Raw genomic sequence first — 19,858 nt, forward strand, 5'->3', positions numbered from 1 at the left:
AAAACTACACTATTTCAAGCGCTTTTTCTAAGGTTGTATATACTTTTTCTAATTGTGAATTGGTAATAATATAGGGCGGTAAAATGTAGACAATATTTCCAACTGGACGAAGAATCACACCATTCTCGATAAAGAAATGGTAGAGTTTATTACGCATCGTCCCATAATAACTTTCCTGATTATCCGTTTTTATTTCGAACGCAAAAATAACGCCAAGGACTCGGGTTGTTTTTACTTTAGGATGTGATTTTATTTTTTGTTCAAAATCCAAATGAGATTTATTTATTCTAGCAATATTATGCTGCGTTTCTTCTGTTTGCATCAATGCGATACTAGCCAAAGCAGCGGCACATCCTGTCGGATTTGCCGTAAAAGTATGTCCGTGTAATAAGGCTTTGTTAGTGGTATCATCATAAAATCCGTCAAATATTTTTTGAGTGAAAGTAGTTATTGCCATCGGTATTGTTCCGCCAGTTAGTGCTTTTGATAAACACATCATATCGGGTTTGTTTACAAGATAATCCGAAGCAAACGTTTTTCCTGTTTTTCCAAAACCCGTCATGACTTCATCGGCAATGGTGAACACGTTATTTTGATTGCAAATTTCAATCAAATTATCGAGAACTTCAGCAGAATACATAACCATTCCGGCTGCACCTTGAACCAAAGGCTCAAATATAAAAGCGGCATATTCATTAGTGGAAACCAAATCTTTTAACGCTTGAATACTTTTCTCTTCATTGCCATTTGTTGGAACGGGAATTCGAACGACTTCTAATAAAGATCCTTTAAATGCTTCTGTAAAAATAGAAATGCCACTCGAAGCCATAGCTCCAAAAGTGTCTCCATGAAAGGCATCTTCAAAAGCAATTATTTTAGTTCGTTTTTCACCACTATTATAAAAATACTGCAAAGCACCTTTTAGTGCCACTTCTACAGCAGTAGAACCATTATCAGAATAGAAGAGTTTTTTTTGATTACACGGCAAAATTTCTATGAGCTTTTCGGCCAATAAAACAGCTTTGTCGTGAGTAAAACCGCCAAACAACACATGTTCTAAAGTGGTTAATTGCTTATAAATAGCATCGGCTATAAACGTATTGGAATGACCAAACGGATTCACCCACCACGAAGCAATAGCATCAATATATTCTTTGCCATTTTCATCCCACAGCAGTGCGTCTTTTCCTTTGACAATTGCCGGAAAATTTGGGGCTGTTTTGTGTTGCGTATACGGATGCCAGTTGTATAATTGGTCTCTTTCGGAAAGGGTCATTTTTTAATTAGATAAAAGAATATAGAATAAAGAACAAAGACTTTGTGTAAAATCTATTCTCTATATTCTATGTTCTATGTTCTTAAACTTAAAAGGTTTTCTCTGAATTTATCCGCATAATATCCGATAACATTTGCGTCAAAATAAGGTTCATCATCAATTCTACCAATGAGTTTTACGCCAGTTTTTTTCAGAATGATATCTTCGGTAGCTTTGTTTTCATCTCCAGAAAAAATTATTCCAGCAATGTTTATTTTTCTATTTAGCAATCCTTCAACAGTTAATAGTGTGTGATTAATACTTCCCAAATAATGGCGAGAAACTATAATAACTTTATGGTCTTTCTGAATTAAATCGACCACACAGTCCGAATCATTTAATGGGACCAAAATTCCACCTGCACCTTCGATTACCAAATGATTAGTAGTTTTAGGTTCTTTTATGTTTTTTAAATCAATAGTAATTCCGTCAACAGCTGCAGCATAATGCGGACTTGCAGGAGTATTTAACGCATAAGCATTGGGATGAAATTGGGATTTTTTATTTGAGATTCGAGATTTGACTTTATGTGTATCGCTGGTTTCTAAATCGCCAGCTTGTATGGGTTTCCAATAATCCGCTTCCAACGCTTCCACAATAATTGATGAAGCAACGGTTTTACCAACATCGGTACCTATTCCAGTGATAAAAAGTTTCATTTAATTGAATTCGTGTTTACAGTTTTGACAAGTGTATTTGTATTTGGTAGAAAAAATGGCAAAAGCGCCAAAAATTAGTACCTTAATAAGAGATTTAATTCCATCAATAGAGATTTCTAGTTCAACTTGCTCTGCTCCACATTTTGGACATTTTATTAGATTATTATCATCATCAACCGAAAATAAACTCACTTCGTTAAGGATTTCGGAGGCTTTAGAAACATCTTCCGTTTTGACAAATAACTTTATGCCACCAACCGCATTGCTGTACAACGGATTGGAATCTACAATAGTAATATCTCTCAAAAAAACTTCTATGCCTTGGCTTTCTAGTTTTCCTTTATAAATAATGGCTTCACTTGAATATTGAAAACGGCGTAGTAATGTAAATTTTTCTTCTGGCATAATCTAGAATACAAATGTAGCTAACAATTCTAATACATTCGAAATTTCATTTTCAGAATTATAACTGTGCAAGCAAAAGCGCAATCGTTCCTGACCTTCGGGAACGGTTGGAGAAACTATTGGTTTTACATCAAAACCATTTTGTTGCAGTTGATTTGCTATGTTTTTTACTTTTTCATTACCAGGAATAATGGCACATTGAATGGCGGACTTGCTATACACAAAAATTGGTTTTAATCCCAAACGAACTTTCTCTTGATTAAAGAAAACGATATTCGATTTTAGTTTTTCGATGGCATTTTTTTCTTTTTCCAGATACGAATACGATTGCAAAATGGTAGCAATACTATGAGGAGAAAGTCCAGTAGTATAAATTAAACTTCGAGCAAAGTTGACCAAGTAACTCTTTAACGATTCACTTCCTAAAACGGCTGCGCCGTGACAACCTAATCCTTTCCCGAAAGTGATTATTCTTGCAAATACGTTGTCTTGCAGTCCCAAACTTTGAACAACACCTTCACCGGTATTTCCAAAAACACCCAGAGCATGAGCTTCATCAACAATTAAATAAGCACGATACTTTTCCGAAAGGAATAGCATTTGTTCTAAATTTGGAGTATCGCCATCCATAGAAAAAACACTTTCGGTGACGATATAAAGTTCTGATGTATCTGAAGTAAATTTTAGAATGAGTTTCTCTAAATCCTCCAAATCGTTGTGCTGAAATTTAAACGCTTTAGCATTACTCATTTGGATGCCATCTCGAATCGATGCATGACACAATTCGTCAAATAAAATCACATCATTTCGCTGAGGCACTGAACTAAACAAGCCCACATTGGCATCGTAACCCGAATTGAAAATAAGTGACGATTCAACTTTGTGAAACTGTGCAATAAAAGCTTCCGTTTCCTGATATACTATATGGTTTCCAGAGAGTAAGCGTGAACCAGTAGCGCCGTTTACTTTGATGTTTTTAGCTAAAAGAAAATCGTGTGTTTGATTAAAAATCGTTTCGTTTTTTGCAAAACCAATATAATCGTTTGAAGCAAAATCGATTAGTGAGTTAGAAGAAGGAAGTTGTCGTAAAGCATTTTGTTCTTCACGCAGCTCAAGTTTCTTTTCTAATGATTTAGGCAGTTTTTTCATCAGTCAAAAATAAGCAACTTTTATAATAAAGAAATTAATTAAATTATAATTTACGAGCTAGTACGCTGGAATATTTATAAATTTGGAAATCAAAATTTTTAAAAATGAAAAATAGTTGTATTTCGTTGATTGTGATGCTTATAAGCCTAACTTCTTATTCTCAATCAAAGAGCCTTTGGAAATTAGTTAAAGAATCAGAGGTAACCTCTCAAGAAAAAGTCAGAAGAAATTCGACTCCGAGAAATTTCGAATTATACCAGTTGGATTTAAATTCGTTTAAAGCATTATTGATTAATGCTCCGTTGCGTGATAGTAAAGGCAAATCAAAGCTTATTATTGAGTTACCAAATAGCGAAGGACAACTTAACCATTTCAGAGTAGTTGAAACACCGTGTATGGAAGAAGCTTTAGCAATAAAATACCCGATGATTAAATCTTATGCGGCTCAAGGAATTGAAGATCCCACGGCAGTAGCACGATTTTCAGTTACGCAATTGGGATTGCATAGTATGACATTGTCGGGTGAAAAAAGAACTGTTTTTATAGAGCCATACACTGAGGATAGAAATACGTATATAGTGTACAGTAAAAAGTCTTTGGTCAAGAATGGAAATGATTTTACTTGTTTAACGGAACAGGGAATTAATTTACCTTCTTTAGATGGTGAGCAAAATAAAAACACAAATGCAATTTTGAATGTGAATGATAGTAAATTAAGAACCTATCGTTTGGCCTTGTCTTGTACTGCAGAATACGGGAATATTTTTGCTGGAAATGGAACGGATGCCGAGAGAAAAGCCAATATTCAAGCTCAAATGGCAATTACCATGACAAGAGTTAATGGTGTATATGAAAGAGATTTAGCAATTACATTAATTTTTATTGCAAACAATGATCAATTAATTTATTATGGAAATACCGCTTCTGATCCATGGAATGGTGAGTATAATACCCAAACTGGAATTACCATTGATGAAACGATAGGTTTTGATAATTATGATATTGGGCATAATTTTAATACTGATGGCGGTGGAAACGCTGGGTGCATTGGTTGTGTTTGTGGGAGCAATACGGATCCTGATTCGGGATTTCATAAAGGAACTGGAATGACAGGCCTAAACAATCCTACAGGAGACCCATTTGATATTGATTATGTAGCGCATGAAATGGGACATCAGTTTGGTGGTTTTCATACGCAAAGTAGTTCAGATTGTCGATCAGGAAGCGGATTAACCGAAGTAGAACCAGGTTCTGGCTCAACTATTATGGGATATGCTGGAATTTGCGATACTAATGTTCAAAACAACAGTGATGACTTATTTGCCTATGTTAATATAAGAGATATTTCGGACAACATTAAAACGGGTGTGAGTTCATCATGTCCACAAATAACAAACTTTTTAAATAATCCTCCAATAGTAAATGCGGGTAGCGATTATGTTATTCCGAAATTAACCGCCTTCATATTAACAGGTACAGCTTCAGACCCAGATGGAGATGCCATTACGTATAATTGGGAGCAAAATGACCCACAGGATCCAAACACAACTGCAGCACCATCGCCGACTAGAACGGTAGGTCCAATGTTTAGACCTCTTCCAAGTGCTGTTTCATCCACACGATTTATGCCCAATTTAGCAACGGTATTGACAGGAGCAACTTCAAATACTTGGGAAGTTTGTCCTTCGGTGGCAAGAGATTTAAATTTTTCATTAACGGTCAGAGATAATAAAGCCGGAGGCGGACAAACAGTATCCGATTTGATGAAAGTTACCGTTAATGGAACTGCTGGGCCATTTGTAATTACGACTCCAAATACTATTGTAAGTTGGGCTGCAGGATCTACACAAAATGTTACTTGGAACGTAGCAGGAACAACTGCCAATGGCGTAAATACACCTTTTGTAGATATATTTTTATCGAACGATGGTGGAATTTCTTTTCCAATACTAGTAGCAAGTAAAGTTCCGAATGATGGCTCTGAAATAATCTCAGTTCCAAACAGTGTAGGTACTCAAAATAGAATTATGGTAAAAGGATTTAATAATATCTTTTATGATGTTTCTAATACTAATTTTACGATCACAGCGCCTACAGCGACTTTCTTGCCTGCCTTTAATGGTGTTGTTGGTGAACAAAACAAACCTATTTGCACAGGAGCAACTGCCTCATATACTATAAATTATTCAGCTTTAGCTGGTTTTTCTGGTACAACTACATTTAGCGCTGTTGGAAATCCGGCTGGGACAACCGTTAGTTTTTCACCAGCAACAATTAGTGCTAATGGTACTGTTACCATGACGGTTTCTAACACAACAGGAGCTACTGCTGGCTTTTATACTTTGGCTGTTACAGCAACTTCTGGAGCAACTTCTAAAGTTATCAATTACTATTTAGAGATATTTAATTCTACTTTTACTACCATGTCATTAACGTCTCCAGCTAATTTAGCGGTTGGAATCGGAACTACTGCAACAGTAACTTGGGTGGCTAATTCAAACGCTTCTTCTTACGATGTTCAATTAGCCAATGATGCTTCATTTGCCCTAGTTTTAACTAATGTTAATACAACAACAACTAGTTTTACATTTACTGGGCTAAATCAAACCAGTAATTATTTCTGGAGGGTTTTGCCCAAAAACATTTCTTGCTCAGGGACTTACAGCACTCCTTTTAGATTTACAACAGGTGTATTAGCGTGTACTGATTTTAACTCAACTAATGTTCCTTTAACTATTGCAGCAACAGGAACACCAACAATAAATTCAACATTGAGTATCCCTTCAGGAGGAACAATCAATAGTATTAGTGTAACGATGGATGTTTCGCATACGTGGATAAATGATTTAACAGCTACTTTAATTAGTCCGAGTGGTACTCAAATAGTTTTATTTGCCAATCCTTGTACAGATGCGGTTGAAGATATTGCAGCCACTTTTAGTGATAATGGAACTGCGCTTGTTTGCAGTAACAATCCAGGAATTTCAGGAACCGTATTGCCAAGTCAAGCGTTAAGTGGATTAGTTGGACAAAATTCAACAGGAACTTGGACACTTAGAATAAGAGATGCCTTTAACCAAGATGGAGGCGCTTTGAATAGTTGGGGTTTGAATGTATGCACGATCGCGCCAGCTTTGGCTATAAATGATACTGCATTAACTAATTTTGTGCTGTATCCAAATCCAAATAACGGAACGTTTACCATCAATTTTGAGGCAGATAACGCCTATCCAGTAGAGGTAAGTGTTTTTGATTTAAGAGGAAGAGAAGTATTTACTAAAAGCTACACGAATCAATCTATTTTTAATGAGTCTATAGATTTAGGCGCTATTCAGTCGGCAGTATATTTGTTAAAAGTTAAAAACGGAACACGCTCTGTAACTAAGAAAATAGTAGTTGATAAATAAAATCAATTTGTACTTTAAAAATTAAAAGTCTGGCTTTAAGTTGGACTTTTTTGTAAACGATATCTACTAGCCCAGATTACCTCACTAATGTAATATTGGTTTCGGTGTTCGGTGAATTTCATTTGAAGTGGCATCCTTTTATACCTGTCAGGTTTTTAAAACCTGACAGGTATAAAAGATAAAACGGAAAGCTGGAAACACCTGCCTGCCGGCAGGGCTCCAAAAACGGACTCGGCCAAAGCAACTGGTGAGGCAAATTAATTTAGCTAAAATAAAAAAGCCCAACATAAAGTTGAGCTTCTCTTTTAATTTTAATTATCTTAATCAGCTAAAACAATTACTTTATTGTCTTTCATTTCAATGGTTCCTGAATTAATTTCTAAAAGGTAGTTTTGATCATTTACTTTGGTAAATTTATCCGCCACTTCTTTTTGGAAATTAAAACTAGCGGCTTCAATTTTAACAACACCGTGTTTTAAAATAGAAACGATTGGGGCGTGATTATTCAATACTTGGAATGAACCACTTACACCTGGCAAAGAAACCGAAGTAACTTCTCCTTTGAATAATGTAGCTTCTGGTGATACTATTTCTAAAATCATAAATTTATATTTTGGATTCAGGATTTGGGATTTAGGAATCGGTTTTAAATCCTAATTCCTAATTCCTAATTCTTTTTAAGCTTCCGCCAACATTTTTTGTCCTGCTTCAATAGCTTCTTCAATAGTACCTTTAAGGTTGAAAGCAGCTTCTGGCAAGTGATCTAATTCACCATCAATAATCATGTTGAATCCTTTGATTGTTTCTTTAATATCAACCAATACTCCAGGAATTCCTGTAAATTGCTCCGCTACGTGGAACGGTTGGGATAAGAAACGTTGCACTCTACGTGCTCTTGATACTGATAATTTATCTTCTTCAGATAACTCTTCCATACCAAGAATCGCGATGATATCTTGTAATTGTTTGTATTTTTGAAGAATCTCTTTTACTCTCTGTGCACAGTTGTAGTGCTCATCACCTAAAATTTGAGCCGTAAGAATTCTAGAAGTAGAATCTAACGGATCAACTGCAGGATAAATTCCAAGCTCAGCAATTTTACGAGATAATACAGTGGTAGCATCTAAGTGAGCAAATGTAGTTGCCGGTGCCGGATCGGTTAAGTCATCAGCAGGAACATAAACTGCTTGTACTGATGTAATCGAACCTTTGTTTGTAGATGTAATTCGTTCTTGCATGGCACCCATTTCTGTTGCTAATGTTGGTTGGTATCCTACCGCAGATGGCATACGACCCAAAAGAGCCGAAACCTCAGAACCTGCTTGAGTAAAACGGAAGATATTATCAACGAAGAACAATACGTCTTTTCCTTGATCTGAACCGGCACCATCACGGAAATACTCAGCGATAGATAATCCTGAAAGGGCAACACGTGCTCTTGCCCCAGGTGGTTCATTCATTTGTCCGAAAACGAAAGTAGCTTTAGACTCTCTCATTCCAGGTTTATCGACTTTAGATAAATCCCATCCTCCATTTTCCATAGAGTGCATGAAATCGTCTCCATATTTTATAATTCCTGACTCCAACATCTCACGAAGTAAATCGTTTCCTTCACGAGTTCTTTCACCTACTCCTGCGAATACAGAAAGTCCCCCGTGTCCTTTAGCGATGTTGTTAATCAATTCCTGAATCAAAACTGTTTTACCAACACCAGCACCACCAAACAATCCAATTTTACCTCCTTTTGCGTAAGGCTCAATCAAGTCGATTACTTTAATACCTGTGAATAATACTTCAGTTGAGGTTGATAAATCTTCGAATTTTGGAGCTGGACGGTGAATAGAAACACCATCCTTACCTGCTTTTGGTAAATTTCCTAATCCATCGATTGCATCTCCAATTACGTTGAACAAACGTCCGTAAACATCGGCTCCGATTGGCATTTGAATTGGAGCACCTGTAGCATTTACAGCGGTTCCTCTACTCAAACCATCTGTTGAGTCCATAGAGATAGTACGCACTGTGTTTTCACCAATATGGGATTGCACTTCAAGTACTAAAATTGAACCATTTTTGTTAATGATTTCTAATGAATCATAGATTTTTGGTAGTTCAACATCTTTAGTATCAAATACTACGTCTACTACTGGGCCAATGATTTGGGAAACTTTTCCTATTGCTTTTGACATTGTTTATGTATTTATTAAATAGCTGTTTAGGTTTGAATAAAACATTCTTTTTTCAGAGCGCAAAGATAATTTTTATAAACCGAATAATCAATAAATATTTTATAAAAAAAAGAAGATTTTTTGAATATTCATAAAAACAAAAAACCATCCCAATTAATTAGGATGGTTTTCGTAATAAAAAAAACTTTTTCTATAACATTGCAGGAAATAATATTTGGTATTGACCTAAATTCACTCCTTTAAAGTTTGACCCATAGGTTGTATTAATTGCTTCTAAAAATTTATTTGCAATTAAAGCATATCCTTTTGGACTAGGATGTACTCCATCTAAAGAGAAAGAATTACCCGTAACATAAGTTGAAGTCATCGTATATCCGTTATAGACTAATCCTACATTTGCTACTTGATTTAGAGCTGCATTTGCATCTACAAAAGCTAATCCTTTACTGTTTGCTAATGCTAAAATAGTTGCGTTATAGGCATCTGTAGCAGTCTTAACTTCGGCAGTTTCACTTGCTGTTAAGGTAGTATTATCTTGCATCGGATACGAAACACCTATGGTATTAAAAGGAGAAGGCGCTCCAGCTTGCAAAGTTCCAATTATTGTTCTTGCTGATAATACTATATAATCCTTAGACCCCGAAGCATTGCTCGCATGTCTTGCTTGACCGTAAATACTACCAAGATATCCTGCAGTGGGCCCTCCAAGTACAGGAGTTAACGCTGCGGTTATTTGTGCAGAAATATTAGGTAAAGATTCATCAATAATTAATAGTGGATTTGCTTCAACTGTTGCTGGATTTCCATCGTCAGCTACTAAAGTTACAAAACGTGCAGGTAAACCGAATCCTGCCAAGGCAAGATTAATACCGCCAAACAATTGATTTAATTGGCCAGCACTAGCTGCAGGTAATCCTGGAATCGGATTGGTTGGCACTGCAGTAAAAAAGGGCACAGAAGTAACATCAGGAATGTTAGCTACCACTCCTTTTGCACCACCGGCTGTTAATTGTGTTACTAGAGTAGAATAAACACTTGCAAACACATTAGGATCAGTAATATCATTTCCGCCATAAGTTGTTGGATCTAAATTCCCAGTTTGGTTAGTACCCGTTCCTCCAGATGTAGCATAAGATAAAACATCATTATTGCCTATCCATAATGAAAAGAATGTAGGAGACTGTGCCACAGCATCAGCTAAAACAGTTGTGCCAGGATTAGATGCAAAACGAACAAAATAAGGATTAGATGCTCCAGAGGCTACTCCAGCAACATTGCCATATCCTGGGGCAACCAAGTGGAAACTTTTAGCACCTGGAATCCCCATATTATTATATTGTCCAGTAAGTATATTACTTACTTCGGTAGTTGTAGCACCCGAAACAGGTGTTGGAATATTTCCTGGAGCCAAAAATAAACGTGGCCCTTGGATTTGAAATCCACCTAATAATAATCCACCTACATTATCATTCATAAAAGGAATTTTAAATTCACCTCCTCCAACTAAAGCAAACTTTTGTGATAATAGATTTGGATAGGATCCTTGTTGCCCTGCAATAAATAAGGCACCATCGCTAAATCCAGCTGTTAATGAATTTCCTAAAGCAACATATTTAGAAAAATCTGCTGTACCTGCTGTTAGTGGTAAGCCGTCTGATGAATTAGCATCTATTCCAGTTTCATCATCACTACTACATGCTACAAAGGTTAACGAAACCAATACTAGCCATTTTAAATTTTTTATCATAACTTTTAAATTATATGTTGTTATTGATTATTATGGATTAATTGTTATAGAAGCAAACCATTGTTGTCCAATAGCCCCAGCTCCAATTACTTGGATGTAATCTTCTCCAAATAAATTGGTTGCTCCCACTTTTAAAACTGATTTTAATGTTGGAATAGCGTAATTGATTTGGGCATCAAATACTACGTTCTCTGGAACCATCCCGTCCGCAAAAGATGCTTGCCACAAATATTCGCTATTGTATCTTACGTTGGTGTTGAACCCGAAGTTTTTAAATAAATTTTGATTTCCTAAAGACGCTTTAACCCTGTGTTTAGGGGTGTTAAAACTTGGGATAAAACTTGGGTCTTTGGCTTGATCAAATGTGAATTCAGCGTAATTATAATTAGCGCTTAATTCAAATTCTTTGTATACTTTTTTAGACAATCCGATACCAAATCCTAAAGAAGTAACTTCAGCTTTTGAATTGGAATAGATTTGATATACTCTTCTGTCACTATTATCTAATGCTTCTATTGCATCAGCTGGAGACGTATTAACATCGCCATAAAAAGGAGTTACTACTCGTGATTGATTTAGGAAGTCGTTATAAATATTGTAATACCCTGTAATATCTACTGTTAAATCATTTTTGATAACCGAACGATAACCAATATCAAATGCTTGTACTCTTTCAGGTTTTACCAAATCGATGTTGGCTATTTGTAAATCGGTTGAATTTCCTGTTTGTTGATATGTTTGGAATGATGCTAAAGTATACGCATTATTATAGGCATCATTACCATCTAATGTAGCAGTGGTTCCAAAACCTGAAGCTTGCCCAAGAGCACTTACGTTAAATGTTTCTTGAAAACGATCTAAATTGTCAGCAGCGGATCCAATCAAAGCGAATGGTCCTAAATCCAAACCAATATAAAGGTCTTGAGTAGTTGGGTTTCTAAATCCTGTTTGATAAGAAGCTCTGAAGTTATGTTGCTTTTTATCTCCAGCAGAGTAAACAAAGGATACTCTTGGCGAGAAAAACCCATCAAAAAGTTCCGCTTTATCGTATCTAACAGAACCTGTAAATTTTAATCGTTCCTCTTTCATAAATTTTTTCTGAACTTGTGCATACGCTCCATATTCGTTATATCTGATTGGGCCATCGAAATCAGTAAAAATAGTTCCGTTAGAATTTAATTCATATTGTCTGGCAGATCCTCCAAGTTGAAATTCTGCAAATTTTATATGATCTCTAAAATTATAATTGACATCTGAGTGATAAATTTTTGATTGGTCTTGAAATTTAGAACCTGTTGTTAAATTAGGATCTGCAGAAACTGTTGCTAAAGCATTATTATACTCTGGAGTTCCAGGTAAAAATCTACCATTATCAGCAGTTGCTCTACCTGCAGCATGTGCTTGCTCTGGAGTTGCACCAGCTAAAGTAGACTGTACAAAAGCCCCAGCATATTGCCCAAACCAAGTTTGATCTGATTTCCATGCTCTGTTAACATTCCAAGCAGCGAAACGCATATCATACGAATCTCCTGCATTTTCAGCGGTCATATAGGCTCTTGCGAAATAATTTTTTCCTTTAAACTCAAGTCTAGTTTGGTTCATGAAGAAATTTTTCAAAGAATATCTATTGGCACCTTGATAAATGGTGTTTCCTAAGCCAACTTTATGTTGGAAGATGATTTCATTATCATTAGCCCATGGTTTGAAGTGTAATGAGAAATCTGCTTTTATACTTTTTACCGAATTATCGGTTAAATCTTGTTCTCTATAACCTGTTCTGGCTACATTGTAATTTGGCAATAAGTTCACTGCTGAAGCAGGAATTAAACCAGCAGCTGCCAGACCAACACCAACACTTTTTAAGTTAGTAGAAACTTCATCTCCGTATAGATTCAATCCGTCATAATTTGGATTAGTAGCCGAGCCAGTATTGTTTATTGTTAAATCTCTGGTGTCACCGGCAATCCACTCTGTTGCTTTCATGAAAGTAAAGTTGGCTTTAGCCGCAAAATGGGGTGAAAAAGCATGTGCCGCTCTAAGACCAAAATCCCAATAATCATTAGTTCCGGCAATGTCTTGTGTTGTTTGACCGTATTTAAAGTAAAAACTTAAACCTTGATTGGTAAACGGACTTTTACTGTTCATAAACATGATACCGTTGAAAGCATTCGCTCCATACAATGCAGATGATGCTCCTGGAAGAAGTTCTACATTAGCTACATCCAATTCGGAAAGTCCAATTAAATTTCCTAATACAAAGTTCAAAGCAGGAGAAGAGTTATCCATACCATCAACTAGTTGCATAAAACGCGTATTGGCTACGGTTGCAAAACCTCGGGTATTAACCGATTTAAATCCAAAACTACTCGTATTAAAGTGAACTTCTTTGAGGTTTTCCAAACCATCGTAGTAACTTGCTGCAGTAGTAGCTTTTATGTCCTTTAAGCTCATCCTTTCAATCGTTACAGGAGATTCTAAAACTCGCTCAGGTGTTCTAGAGGCAGAAACTACAATTTCATCAAGTTTAGTTTCTTCATCAGTTAAAACTGCGGTAACTTTTTGATTGTTTGATGTAACGCTAACTTTTTTTGAGCCAAAACCAATGCTTGATATTTCAAGGTCGAATGGTGGTTTTTTGTTCGTTGTTAAACTAAAATTTCCATCGGCATCAGTTACAGCGCTAGAGCTATCTCCAGCTACTTTAACATTGGCGCCAGGAATTGGTTCGTTCTTACTGTCTTTTACCGAACCCGATATTGAAGTTTGCGCATACGTTATGCCGCAAAAAAACAATGAAACGATAAATAAATAAATCTTCATTTGGTTAAATTTTGTTGGTTTAAGTAGCCAAAGTACAAATATTTCTTTTACATTAATAAAAAAACATTGGTATTTTTATTGATAATTTATTTTTGAGTTTATAAATCAGCAATATAGAATTTATGATTTCTTTAATCATTTGGCATTTTTTATACTAAAAATACTATCCACACATATAAAAAAAAACTATTAATAAATAAATCCTAAAAATTAGCACAAAAAAAGCGTGACTGTGCCACGCTTTTTTTTGGATTCAATTAAAAATTTATTCTACGGTTACCGATTTGGCCAAATTTCTTGGCTGATCCACGTTGCAGCCTCTCATGACAGCAATATGATAGGATAATAATTGCAACGGAATTGTGGTGATAAGCGGGGAAAGTGCATCTGAAGTTTCTGGAATTTCAATTACGTGATCGGCTAATCCTTTTACTTGAGTATCTCCTTTGGTCACTATAGCAATAATTTTTCCGCTTCTAGATTTAATTTCCTGAATGTTACTAACTATTTTGTCATAATGTCCTTGTTTAGGAGCAATAACAATAACAGGCATATGCTCATCAATTAAAGCAATAGGTCCATGTTTCATTTCGGCTGCTGGATAACCTTCAGCATGAATATAGGATATCTCTTTAAGTTTTAACGCGCCTTCAAGCGCCACAGGAAAATTGTAACCTCTTCCAAGATATAAACAATTAGTAGCATCTTTAAATTTAACTGCTATTTCTTTTGCCATTTCGTTGGTTGATGCCAATGCTTCAGCAACTTTTTCGGGGATGACTTCTAATTCTTGAAGGTATCTATGAAAATCTGAGTTTGACAAAGTTCCTTTAGCTTTGGCTAAGCGCAATGCAATCATCGTTAAAACGGTGATTTGTGTAGTAAATGCTTTTGTAGAGGCAACTCCAATTTCTGGTCCGGCATGTGTGTATGCTCCGGCATTAGTCTCTCTCGAAATAGATGAGCCAACAACATTACAAACACCAAATACAAACGCTCCTTTTTCCTTTGCCAATTTTATTGCAGCTAAAGTATCTGCAGTTTCACCCGATTGTGAGATAGCAATCACCACATCGTTTTTATTGATTATTGGGTTTCTATATCTAAATTCTGAAGCATATTCCACTTCAACATTAATTCGGGCAAATTCTTCTATTACATATTCAGCAACTAGTCCAGCGTGCCAGGATGTGCCACATGCAACAATTAGAATTCTATCTGCATGAAGAAATTTTTCTAAATTATCTTCTATACCAGCCATTTGAATTATTCCTTGGTTGGCCAAAAGTCTTCCTCTATAGGTGTCTTTAATGACATTTGGCTGTTCATAGATTTCTTTCAACATGAAATGATCATAACCCCCTTTTTCAATTTGCTCCAAGTTCATTTGAAGTTCTTGAATGTAGGGATCAACTAAAGAGTCATCTTTTATTTTTCTAATTTTTAAAGGTTTATGAAGTCTAACAATGGCCATTTCTTCATCTTCTAAATAAATAGCATTTGAAGTGTATTCAATAAATGGAGACGCATCTGAGGCAATAAAAAACTCCTCTTCACCAACACCAATTGCTATAGGACTTCCCAGTCTTGCTACTATAATTTCGTCTGGGTTTTCTTTGTCAAAGACACAAATAGCATAGGCACCGACAACTTGGTTAAGAGCAATTTGTACTGCTTTTCCAAGTTTTATATTTTCTTTCTTTTTTACATCTTCTATTAGATTTACTAAAACTTCAGTATCAGTATCCGATGTAAAAGAATAGCCTCTTTTTAGCAATTCTTTTTTTAATGGCTCATAATTTTCTATAATACCATTATGAATTATCGCGATGTTACCCGAATTGGAAACATGAGGATGGGAGTTAATATCATTAGGAACGCCATGAGTTGCCCAACGCGTATGCCCCATTCCGATTCTTGCTTTAGACGAGGAAATCCCACTTGATTTTTCTTCAAGGTCGGAAACCTTTCCTTTTGTTTTTACAATTTTAAGGTCGTTGCCCTCACATAACATAATTCCAGCGCTATCATAACCTCTGTATTCAAGTCTCTTTAAACCTTTAATTACTATTGGATACGCTTCTCTAAATCCAATATAGCCAACAATTCCACACATAATTTTAGGTATTAATTCGGTTTTGTATAATAAATTTCAAGTTTTAATTTTTCATTAGAAGGAGCACTTGGTCCTGTACCATATAAAATTGTCCCTAGCGGGCTCAATACTGACATTGAAGGGACTCTGTTAAAATTACTATTGGAATTTCTAAGTTTTGAAAACCCAATATTGGCAATGTTTTCAGTAACTGTGACTCCAAGTCGAACATTAGTAGAATCGTTTTTAATTAAATTTCTAATATGATTAGTTATCCTAATTTTATATTTAGTTCCTTTATTTACAAAAACACCATCACTATTCTTTTGTTTGAGTATTTTACCTTTATCATCAAGTAAAATTCCTCCGAATATTCCTTTGTTGAATTTTGGGAATAGTGCATTAGTCGTAAAATCAAAGGAATAGTCAAACAAAGCCTTTTTGTTAGTTAAATCATAAAGAAAAATTCGACCAGGTTCAATAGTGCTAGCAGCACTCATGTCTGTTTTAGCAATATAAAAAACAAGGTTAGCATCATTTATCATCCATCTGTTTTTTATGGAGTGATATATTTGACCAGGCGCGTCATTAATTAAAGGATATCTAATATCGTCAAGCTCATCAGAAATTCCATTTGGACTATTGGTTTTAGTATAAATAAAATAATTACCAGTTGTAGGGTTTCCGTTTATATCAAGAGGAATAATGACATCATTTTCATCAATTGGTTTTCCATTAGAGTTCTTTTTTATTACATATTTATAGGTGTCATAATTGCTATCCGCTGGATCTCCAAATAAATCGATAATCGCAACCGATCCTTCGCCACCTTTCAAATAAAGTTTTGAGGCTTCACTCGAACTATTTGCTGCATTTAAATAATCGACGCTCTCATTAGAATTTTGTAATAAACTGATACAGTTTCCGGTCATATTTAAAGCAAGCGTTTTATTTACTCTTTCAAAAGTTACAGTAGTGCCAACCGTTTTCTTTTTATCTTCATTATAGTAAAGTGTAATTTTCCCTCCTTTAAAGTTTAACATGGCCATGTTGCCTGGAGCCCCGTTTTCAACTTTGAAATAAAGTCCTCTAAAATAATTTTTAAAAGTGGCATTATCGGCTAATTTTCCTGAAGGAGCATTTAGAATAAGATTAGCAAAAACCGCGTTGTTTAAATGCAATCTCATCGAAGGGACGCTTCTAGTATACACCGGTTCATTATTGTCATCTAAAACAGACGTTCTATGTTCTCTTTTGTCAAAATAAAAGGCACTATTTTCATGTCCGTCAGTATTACGAGGATCAGAAGGAGGTAAATCATTTAATAAAACAGGAATTTTATTATTATCAATGGTAGTGTTTTCATCGGTATAAAAATCTTGTAATTGAGACAATGACTGACCTGGATCTAAATCTCTTAAATAGTAATTGGATTGATAAACACTTAATCTAAACTTTGAATTACTAGTGGAAGCAGTTTGATCGTATGGCGTTGCTCCATAAATAGAATCCAAACGAAAAGTAGAAACTTTATCTTCCTTTTTTATAAAAGTTTTAAAATATGGGACTTCCATAATAACACTATCAAGCACAGTAGGTAAAATATCATATTCTAAAGGGTCCGTATTATTAAATTTTGGATTAATTGCAGAAAGCTCCACTTGCGTTACAAAGTTTGCCTGAGTCGTTCCAAAAGCGGGATTTTGATAAAACCCAAGCGGGTTAATGGGCAAATTATTAGACGCAACGGCACCAATTTTTTGATTGAATGCTTTGATAGAAACATCGGTATTTTTTTCGAAGCTGAAATGGTCGTCACCAATAATATTGGTTCCAATTTCATTAAAATCTTTGTCACATGAAGCGAAAAGAACAGCAATTACTGCAAGTAAAAACGGTTGTAAAAATGATTTTTTATTCATAAAAACGCAACTATATTATTTAAGATAGCATGCCCTTGTAAAAGGTAGTGTATGCTTCTGTGAATTTGTCTTTCGTGGCGAAAGGTAAAAAAGGTTTACCTGAAGATTCTATAAATTTTGTTAAACTTGCCGTTACATTGTCAGAGGCAATTACAACAGCATCTGAATGTTTAATCGCTGCTTTGATAAGGTTTTCGTAATTGGGTATTTCTAATTCTTGAATAGCGTCATTAGGGACGTTATCAAACTTTATTTTGTTAATCATTTCACTGTCTAAATTACCTTCAAAAGACTGTCCGTAAACAGAAGTGACAATTTTGGTTTCAGAAAACAACGCTTCATCTTTATAATAATGCTTCATATAAATAGGCAGTAAACTTGCCATCCAACCATGAACATGAATAATATCGGGAACCCAATTTAATTTTTTTACCGTTTCAACAACACCTTTGGCAAAGAAAATGGCTCTTTCATCATTATCGGGGTACAAAACGCCGTCTTCATCACTAAAAGTGGCTTTCCTCTTGAAATATTCATCGTTGTCTATAAAGTAAACTTGAATTCGCTCTTTCGGAATAGAAGCGACTTTGATAATTAAAGGCATATCTATGTCGTTAACAACCAAATTCATTCCCGATAATCGTATAACTTCATGCAATTGATGTCTTCTTTCATTAATATTGCCATACCTAGGCATAAAAATTCTTATTTGTCCGCCTTGATCGTTAATCATTTTTGGAACGTCATACGACATCAAAGAAACCTCATTTTCAGCCAAATACGGCACCACTTCAGATGATACATACAATATCCTCTTATCTTCCATAATCTATTCTACTTTATTTATTGGCAATAAAAAACAGGCAAAAGTACAAAAATTTATGCAGTTATTTATGAAAATGGTAAGTTTGCAACTCATTTACTGAAAGCCGATGCTTCTTTTTAACACACAAAACGAATTAACCGCTCATCTAAATTCTGTTTCTAACGAATCAACAGCTATTGGTTTTGTTCCTACTATGGGCGCGCTACACAAAGGACATTTGTCTTTGCTCGAAGAATCATTAAAAAACAACCAAATCAATGTTATTAGCATTTTTGTGAATCCAACCCAGTTTAATAACGCCGAAGATTTAGCAAAATACCCTAAAACATTAGTAGAAGATATGGCTAAAATCAAAACGGTTTCAGACGATATTATTGTCTTTGCGCCAAGTGTAGATGATATTTATGAAGGAAATACAGTTTCCAAACATTTTGATTTTGATGGATTAGAAAATCAAATGGAAGGCAAGTTTCGCCTGGGGCACTTTAATGGAGTAGCAACCATAGTTAAACGGCTTTTTGAAATTGTAAAACCAACCAATGCCTACTTTGGTGAGAAAGATTTTCAACAAGTGCAAATCGTAAAAAAATTGGTTGAAAAATTAAAAATAAAGGTTAATGTTACAAGTTGTCCAATCTACAGAGAATCCAATGGTTTAGCTATGAGTTCTCGTAATGAAAGATTGACTAACAAAGAGCGAGAAAAAGCAGCCATTATTTACAAAACAATTCTAGAGGCAAAAAAAAGATTTGTTTCAAAATCGGCTAAAGAAGTCACAGAATTTGTCCAAAGGGAATTTATAAAGCAACCTGATTTTGAACTAGAATATTTTCAAATAGCCGAAGAAGTTACATTATTACCTTGCATAAGAAAAAGTCCTCATAAAAAATATCGCGCTTTTATCGCAGTTTTTGTTAACAAAATCAGATTGATTGACACGATTTCATTAAATTAATTTACTTTTGCGCCATGCAAATTGAAGTAGTAAAATCTAAAATTCACAGGGTAAAAGTTACGGGTGCCGATTTAAATTATATTGGCAGTATTACTATTGATGAAACCCTGATGGATGCCTCAAATATTATTGAGGGCGAAAAAGTGTCTATTGTAAACGTAAACAATGGTGAGCGTTTCGAAACCTATGTAATCAAAGGAATTAGAAATTCGGGTGAGATTACATTAAATGGACCAGCAGCAAGAAAGGTTCAAAAAGGAGATGTAATTATTATCATGTCCTATGCCAGAATGGATTTTGAAGAAGCAAAAAAATTCAAGCCATGGATGATTTTTCCTAACGAAGCTGACAACACCCTAACCTAAAATC

The 19,858-nt window shown here is 35.1% G+C and carries 14 protein-coding genes; 3 read left to right on the forward strand and 11 right to left on the reverse strand.

Annotated elements, in window-relative coordinates; all coding sequences use genetic code 11:
- Positions 1-4 precede the first annotated feature (4 nt).
- From bioA to ACIQ2L_RS08470, 4 genes are all read right to left on the reverse strand, one after another.
- Complete coding sequence (gene bioA / locus ACIQ2L_RS08455) at positions 5-1,276, reverse strand: adenosylmethionine--8-amino-7-oxononanoate transaminase (protein WP_396157769.1); 1,272 nt, start codon at positions 1,274-1,276, stop codon at positions 5-7.
- A gap of 74 nt (positions 1,277-1,350) precedes the next feature.
- Positions 1,351-1,974 (reverse strand): dethiobiotin synthase, encoded by a 624-nt coding sequence (gene bioD / locus ACIQ2L_RS08460; protein WP_396157770.1) that lies wholly within the window; start codon positions 1,972-1,974, stop codon positions 1,351-1,353.
- Entirely contained in the window at positions 1,975-2,379 is a 405-nt protein-coding gene (locus tag ACIQ2L_RS08465) for a DUF2007 domain-containing protein (RefSeq protein WP_396157771.1), read from the reverse strand.
- A 3-nt stretch (positions 2,380-2,382) separates the two neighbouring features.
- Positions 2,383-3,528, reverse strand: a complete 1,146-nt coding sequence (locus ACIQ2L_RS08470) for an aminotransferase class I/II-fold pyridoxal phosphate-dependent enzyme (RefSeq protein ID WP_396157772.1) — start codon at positions 3,526-3,528, stop codon at positions 2,383-2,385.
- Between the two features lie 104 nt (positions 3,529-3,632).
- Here ACIQ2L_RS08470 and ACIQ2L_RS08475 point away from each other — a divergent pair, with 104 nt between their 5' ends.
- Entirely contained in the window at positions 3,633-6,935 is a 3,303-nt protein-coding gene (locus tag ACIQ2L_RS08475) for a reprolysin-like metallopeptidase (RefSeq protein ID WP_396157773.1), read from the forward strand.
- A gap of 320 nt (positions 6,936-7,255) precedes the next feature.
- Here the strand turns inward: ACIQ2L_RS08475 and ACIQ2L_RS08480 are convergent, their stop codons facing one another.
- The 7 genes from ACIQ2L_RS08480 to ACIQ2L_RS08510 all read right to left on the reverse strand — a co-directional run bounded on the left by ACIQ2L_RS08480 (position 7,256) and on the right by ACIQ2L_RS08510 (position 18,534).
- Entirely contained in the window at positions 7,256-7,537 is a 282-nt protein-coding gene (locus tag ACIQ2L_RS08480) for a F0F1 ATP synthase subunit epsilon (RefSeq protein WP_396157774.1), read from the reverse strand.
- A 75-nt stretch (positions 7,538-7,612) separates the two neighbouring features.
- Positions 7,613-9,124 (reverse strand): F0F1 ATP synthase subunit beta, encoded by a 1,512-nt coding sequence (gene atpD, locus ACIQ2L_RS08485; RefSeq protein ID WP_396157775.1) that lies wholly within the window; start codon positions 9,122-9,124, stop codon positions 7,613-7,615.
- 190 nt (positions 9,125-9,314) lie between these two features.
- Positions 9,315-10,871 (reverse strand): G-D-S-L family lipolytic protein, encoded by a 1,557-nt coding sequence (locus tag ACIQ2L_RS08490; RefSeq protein WP_396157776.1) that lies wholly within the window; start codon positions 10,869-10,871, stop codon positions 9,315-9,317.
- 30 nt (positions 10,872-10,901) lie between these two features.
- Entirely contained in the window at positions 10,902-13,691 is a 2,790-nt protein-coding gene (locus ACIQ2L_RS08495) for a TonB-dependent receptor (RefSeq protein WP_396157777.1), read from the reverse strand.
- Positions 13,692-13,956: 265 nt separating this feature from the next.
- Positions 13,957-15,807, reverse strand: a complete 1,851-nt coding sequence (gene glmS, locus ACIQ2L_RS08500) for a glutamine--fructose-6-phosphate transaminase (isomerizing) (RefSeq protein ID WP_396157778.1) — start codon at positions 15,805-15,807, stop codon at positions 13,957-13,959.
- 11 nt (positions 15,808-15,818) lie between these two features.
- Positions 15,819-17,708, reverse strand: a complete 1,890-nt coding sequence (locus ACIQ2L_RS08505) for a DUF4270 domain-containing protein (RefSeq protein ID WP_396157779.1) — start codon at positions 17,706-17,708, stop codon at positions 15,819-15,821.
- Positions 17,709-17,727: 19 nt separating this feature from the next.
- On the reverse strand, positions 17,728-18,534 hold the full coding sequence (locus ACIQ2L_RS08510) for a glycogen/starch synthase (RefSeq protein ID WP_396157780.1): 807 nt from the start codon (positions 18,532-18,534) through the stop codon (positions 17,728-17,730).
- Positions 18,535-18,640: 106 nt separating this feature from the next.
- On the opposite strand from ACIQ2L_RS08510, the gene panC reads away from it, so the two are divergent.
- Both panC and panD read left to right on the forward strand, forming a co-directional pair.
- Positions 18,641-19,489, forward strand: coding sequence for a pantoate--beta-alanine ligase (panC, locus tag ACIQ2L_RS08515; RefSeq protein WP_396157782.1), 849 nt, complete (start codon positions 18,641-18,643; stop codon positions 19,487-19,489).
- A gap of 14 nt (positions 19,490-19,503) precedes the next feature.
- Positions 19,504-19,854 carry an aspartate 1-decarboxylase gene (gene panD / locus ACIQ2L_RS08520; protein WP_396157783.1) on the forward strand — a complete coding sequence of 117 codons (351 nt, stop codon included), beginning with the start codon at positions 19,504-19,506 and terminating at the stop codon, positions 19,852-19,854.
- Positions 19,855-19,858: the final 4 nt, after the last annotated feature.

Source organism: Flavobacterium sp. (genome assembly GCF_044369455.1).
Taxonomy (GTDB): domain Bacteria; phylum Bacteroidota; class Bacteroidia; order Flavobacteriales; family Flavobacteriaceae; genus Flavobacterium.

What these genes read in the sequence shown, in the direction of transcription:
- bioA (WP_396157769.1), bottom strand. Translation starts at nt 1,276, where the DNA reads ATGACCCTTTCCGAAAGAGACCAATTATACAACTGGCATCCGTATACG.
- bioD (WP_396157770.1), bottom strand. Translation starts at nt 1,974, where the DNA reads ATGAAACTTTTTATCACTGGAATAGGTACCGATGTTGGTAAAACCGTT.
- ACIQ2L_RS08465 (WP_396157771.1), bottom strand. Translation starts at nt 2,379, where the DNA reads ATGCCAGAAGAAAAATTTACATTACTACGCCGTTTTCAATATTCAAGT.
- ACIQ2L_RS08470 (WP_396157772.1), bottom strand. Translation starts at nt 3,528, where the DNA reads ATGAAAAAACTGCCTAAATCATTAGAAAAGAAACTTGAGCTGCGTGAA.
- ACIQ2L_RS08475 (WP_396157773.1), top strand. Translation starts at nt 3,633, where the DNA reads ATGAAAAATAGTTGTATTTCGTTGATTGTGATGCTTATAAGCCTAACT.
- ACIQ2L_RS08480 (WP_396157774.1), bottom strand. Translation starts at nt 7,537, where the DNA reads ATGATTTTAGAAATAGTATCACCAGAAGCTACATTATTCAAAGGAGAA.
- atpD (WP_396157775.1), bottom strand. Translation starts at nt 9,124, where the DNA reads ATGTCAAAAGCAATAGGAAAAGTTTCCCAAATCATTGGCCCAGTAGTA.
- ACIQ2L_RS08490 (WP_396157776.1), bottom strand. Translation starts at nt 10,871, where the DNA reads ATGATAAAAAATTTAAAATGGCTAGTATTGGTTTCGTTAACCTTTGTA.
- ACIQ2L_RS08495 (WP_396157777.1), bottom strand. Translation starts at nt 13,691, where the DNA reads ATGAAGATTTATTTATTTATCGTTTCATTGTTTTTTTGCGGCATAACG.
- glmS (WP_396157778.1), bottom strand. Translation starts at nt 15,807, where the DNA reads ATGTGTGGAATTGTTGGCTATATTGGATTTAGAGAAGCGTATCCAATA.
- ACIQ2L_RS08505 (WP_396157779.1), bottom strand. Translation starts at nt 17,708, where the DNA reads ATGAATAAAAAATCATTTTTACAACCGTTTTTACTTGCAGTAATTGCT.
- ACIQ2L_RS08510 (WP_396157780.1), bottom strand. Translation starts at nt 18,534, where the DNA reads ATGGAAGATAAGAGGATATTGTATGTATCATCTGAAGTGGTGCCGTAT.
- panC (WP_396157782.1), top strand. Translation starts at nt 18,641, where the DNA reads ATGCTTCTTTTTAACACACAAAACGAATTAACCGCTCATCTAAATTCT.
- panD (WP_396157783.1), top strand. Translation starts at nt 19,504, where the DNA reads ATGCAAATTGAAGTAGTAAAATCTAAAATTCACAGGGTAAAAGTTACG.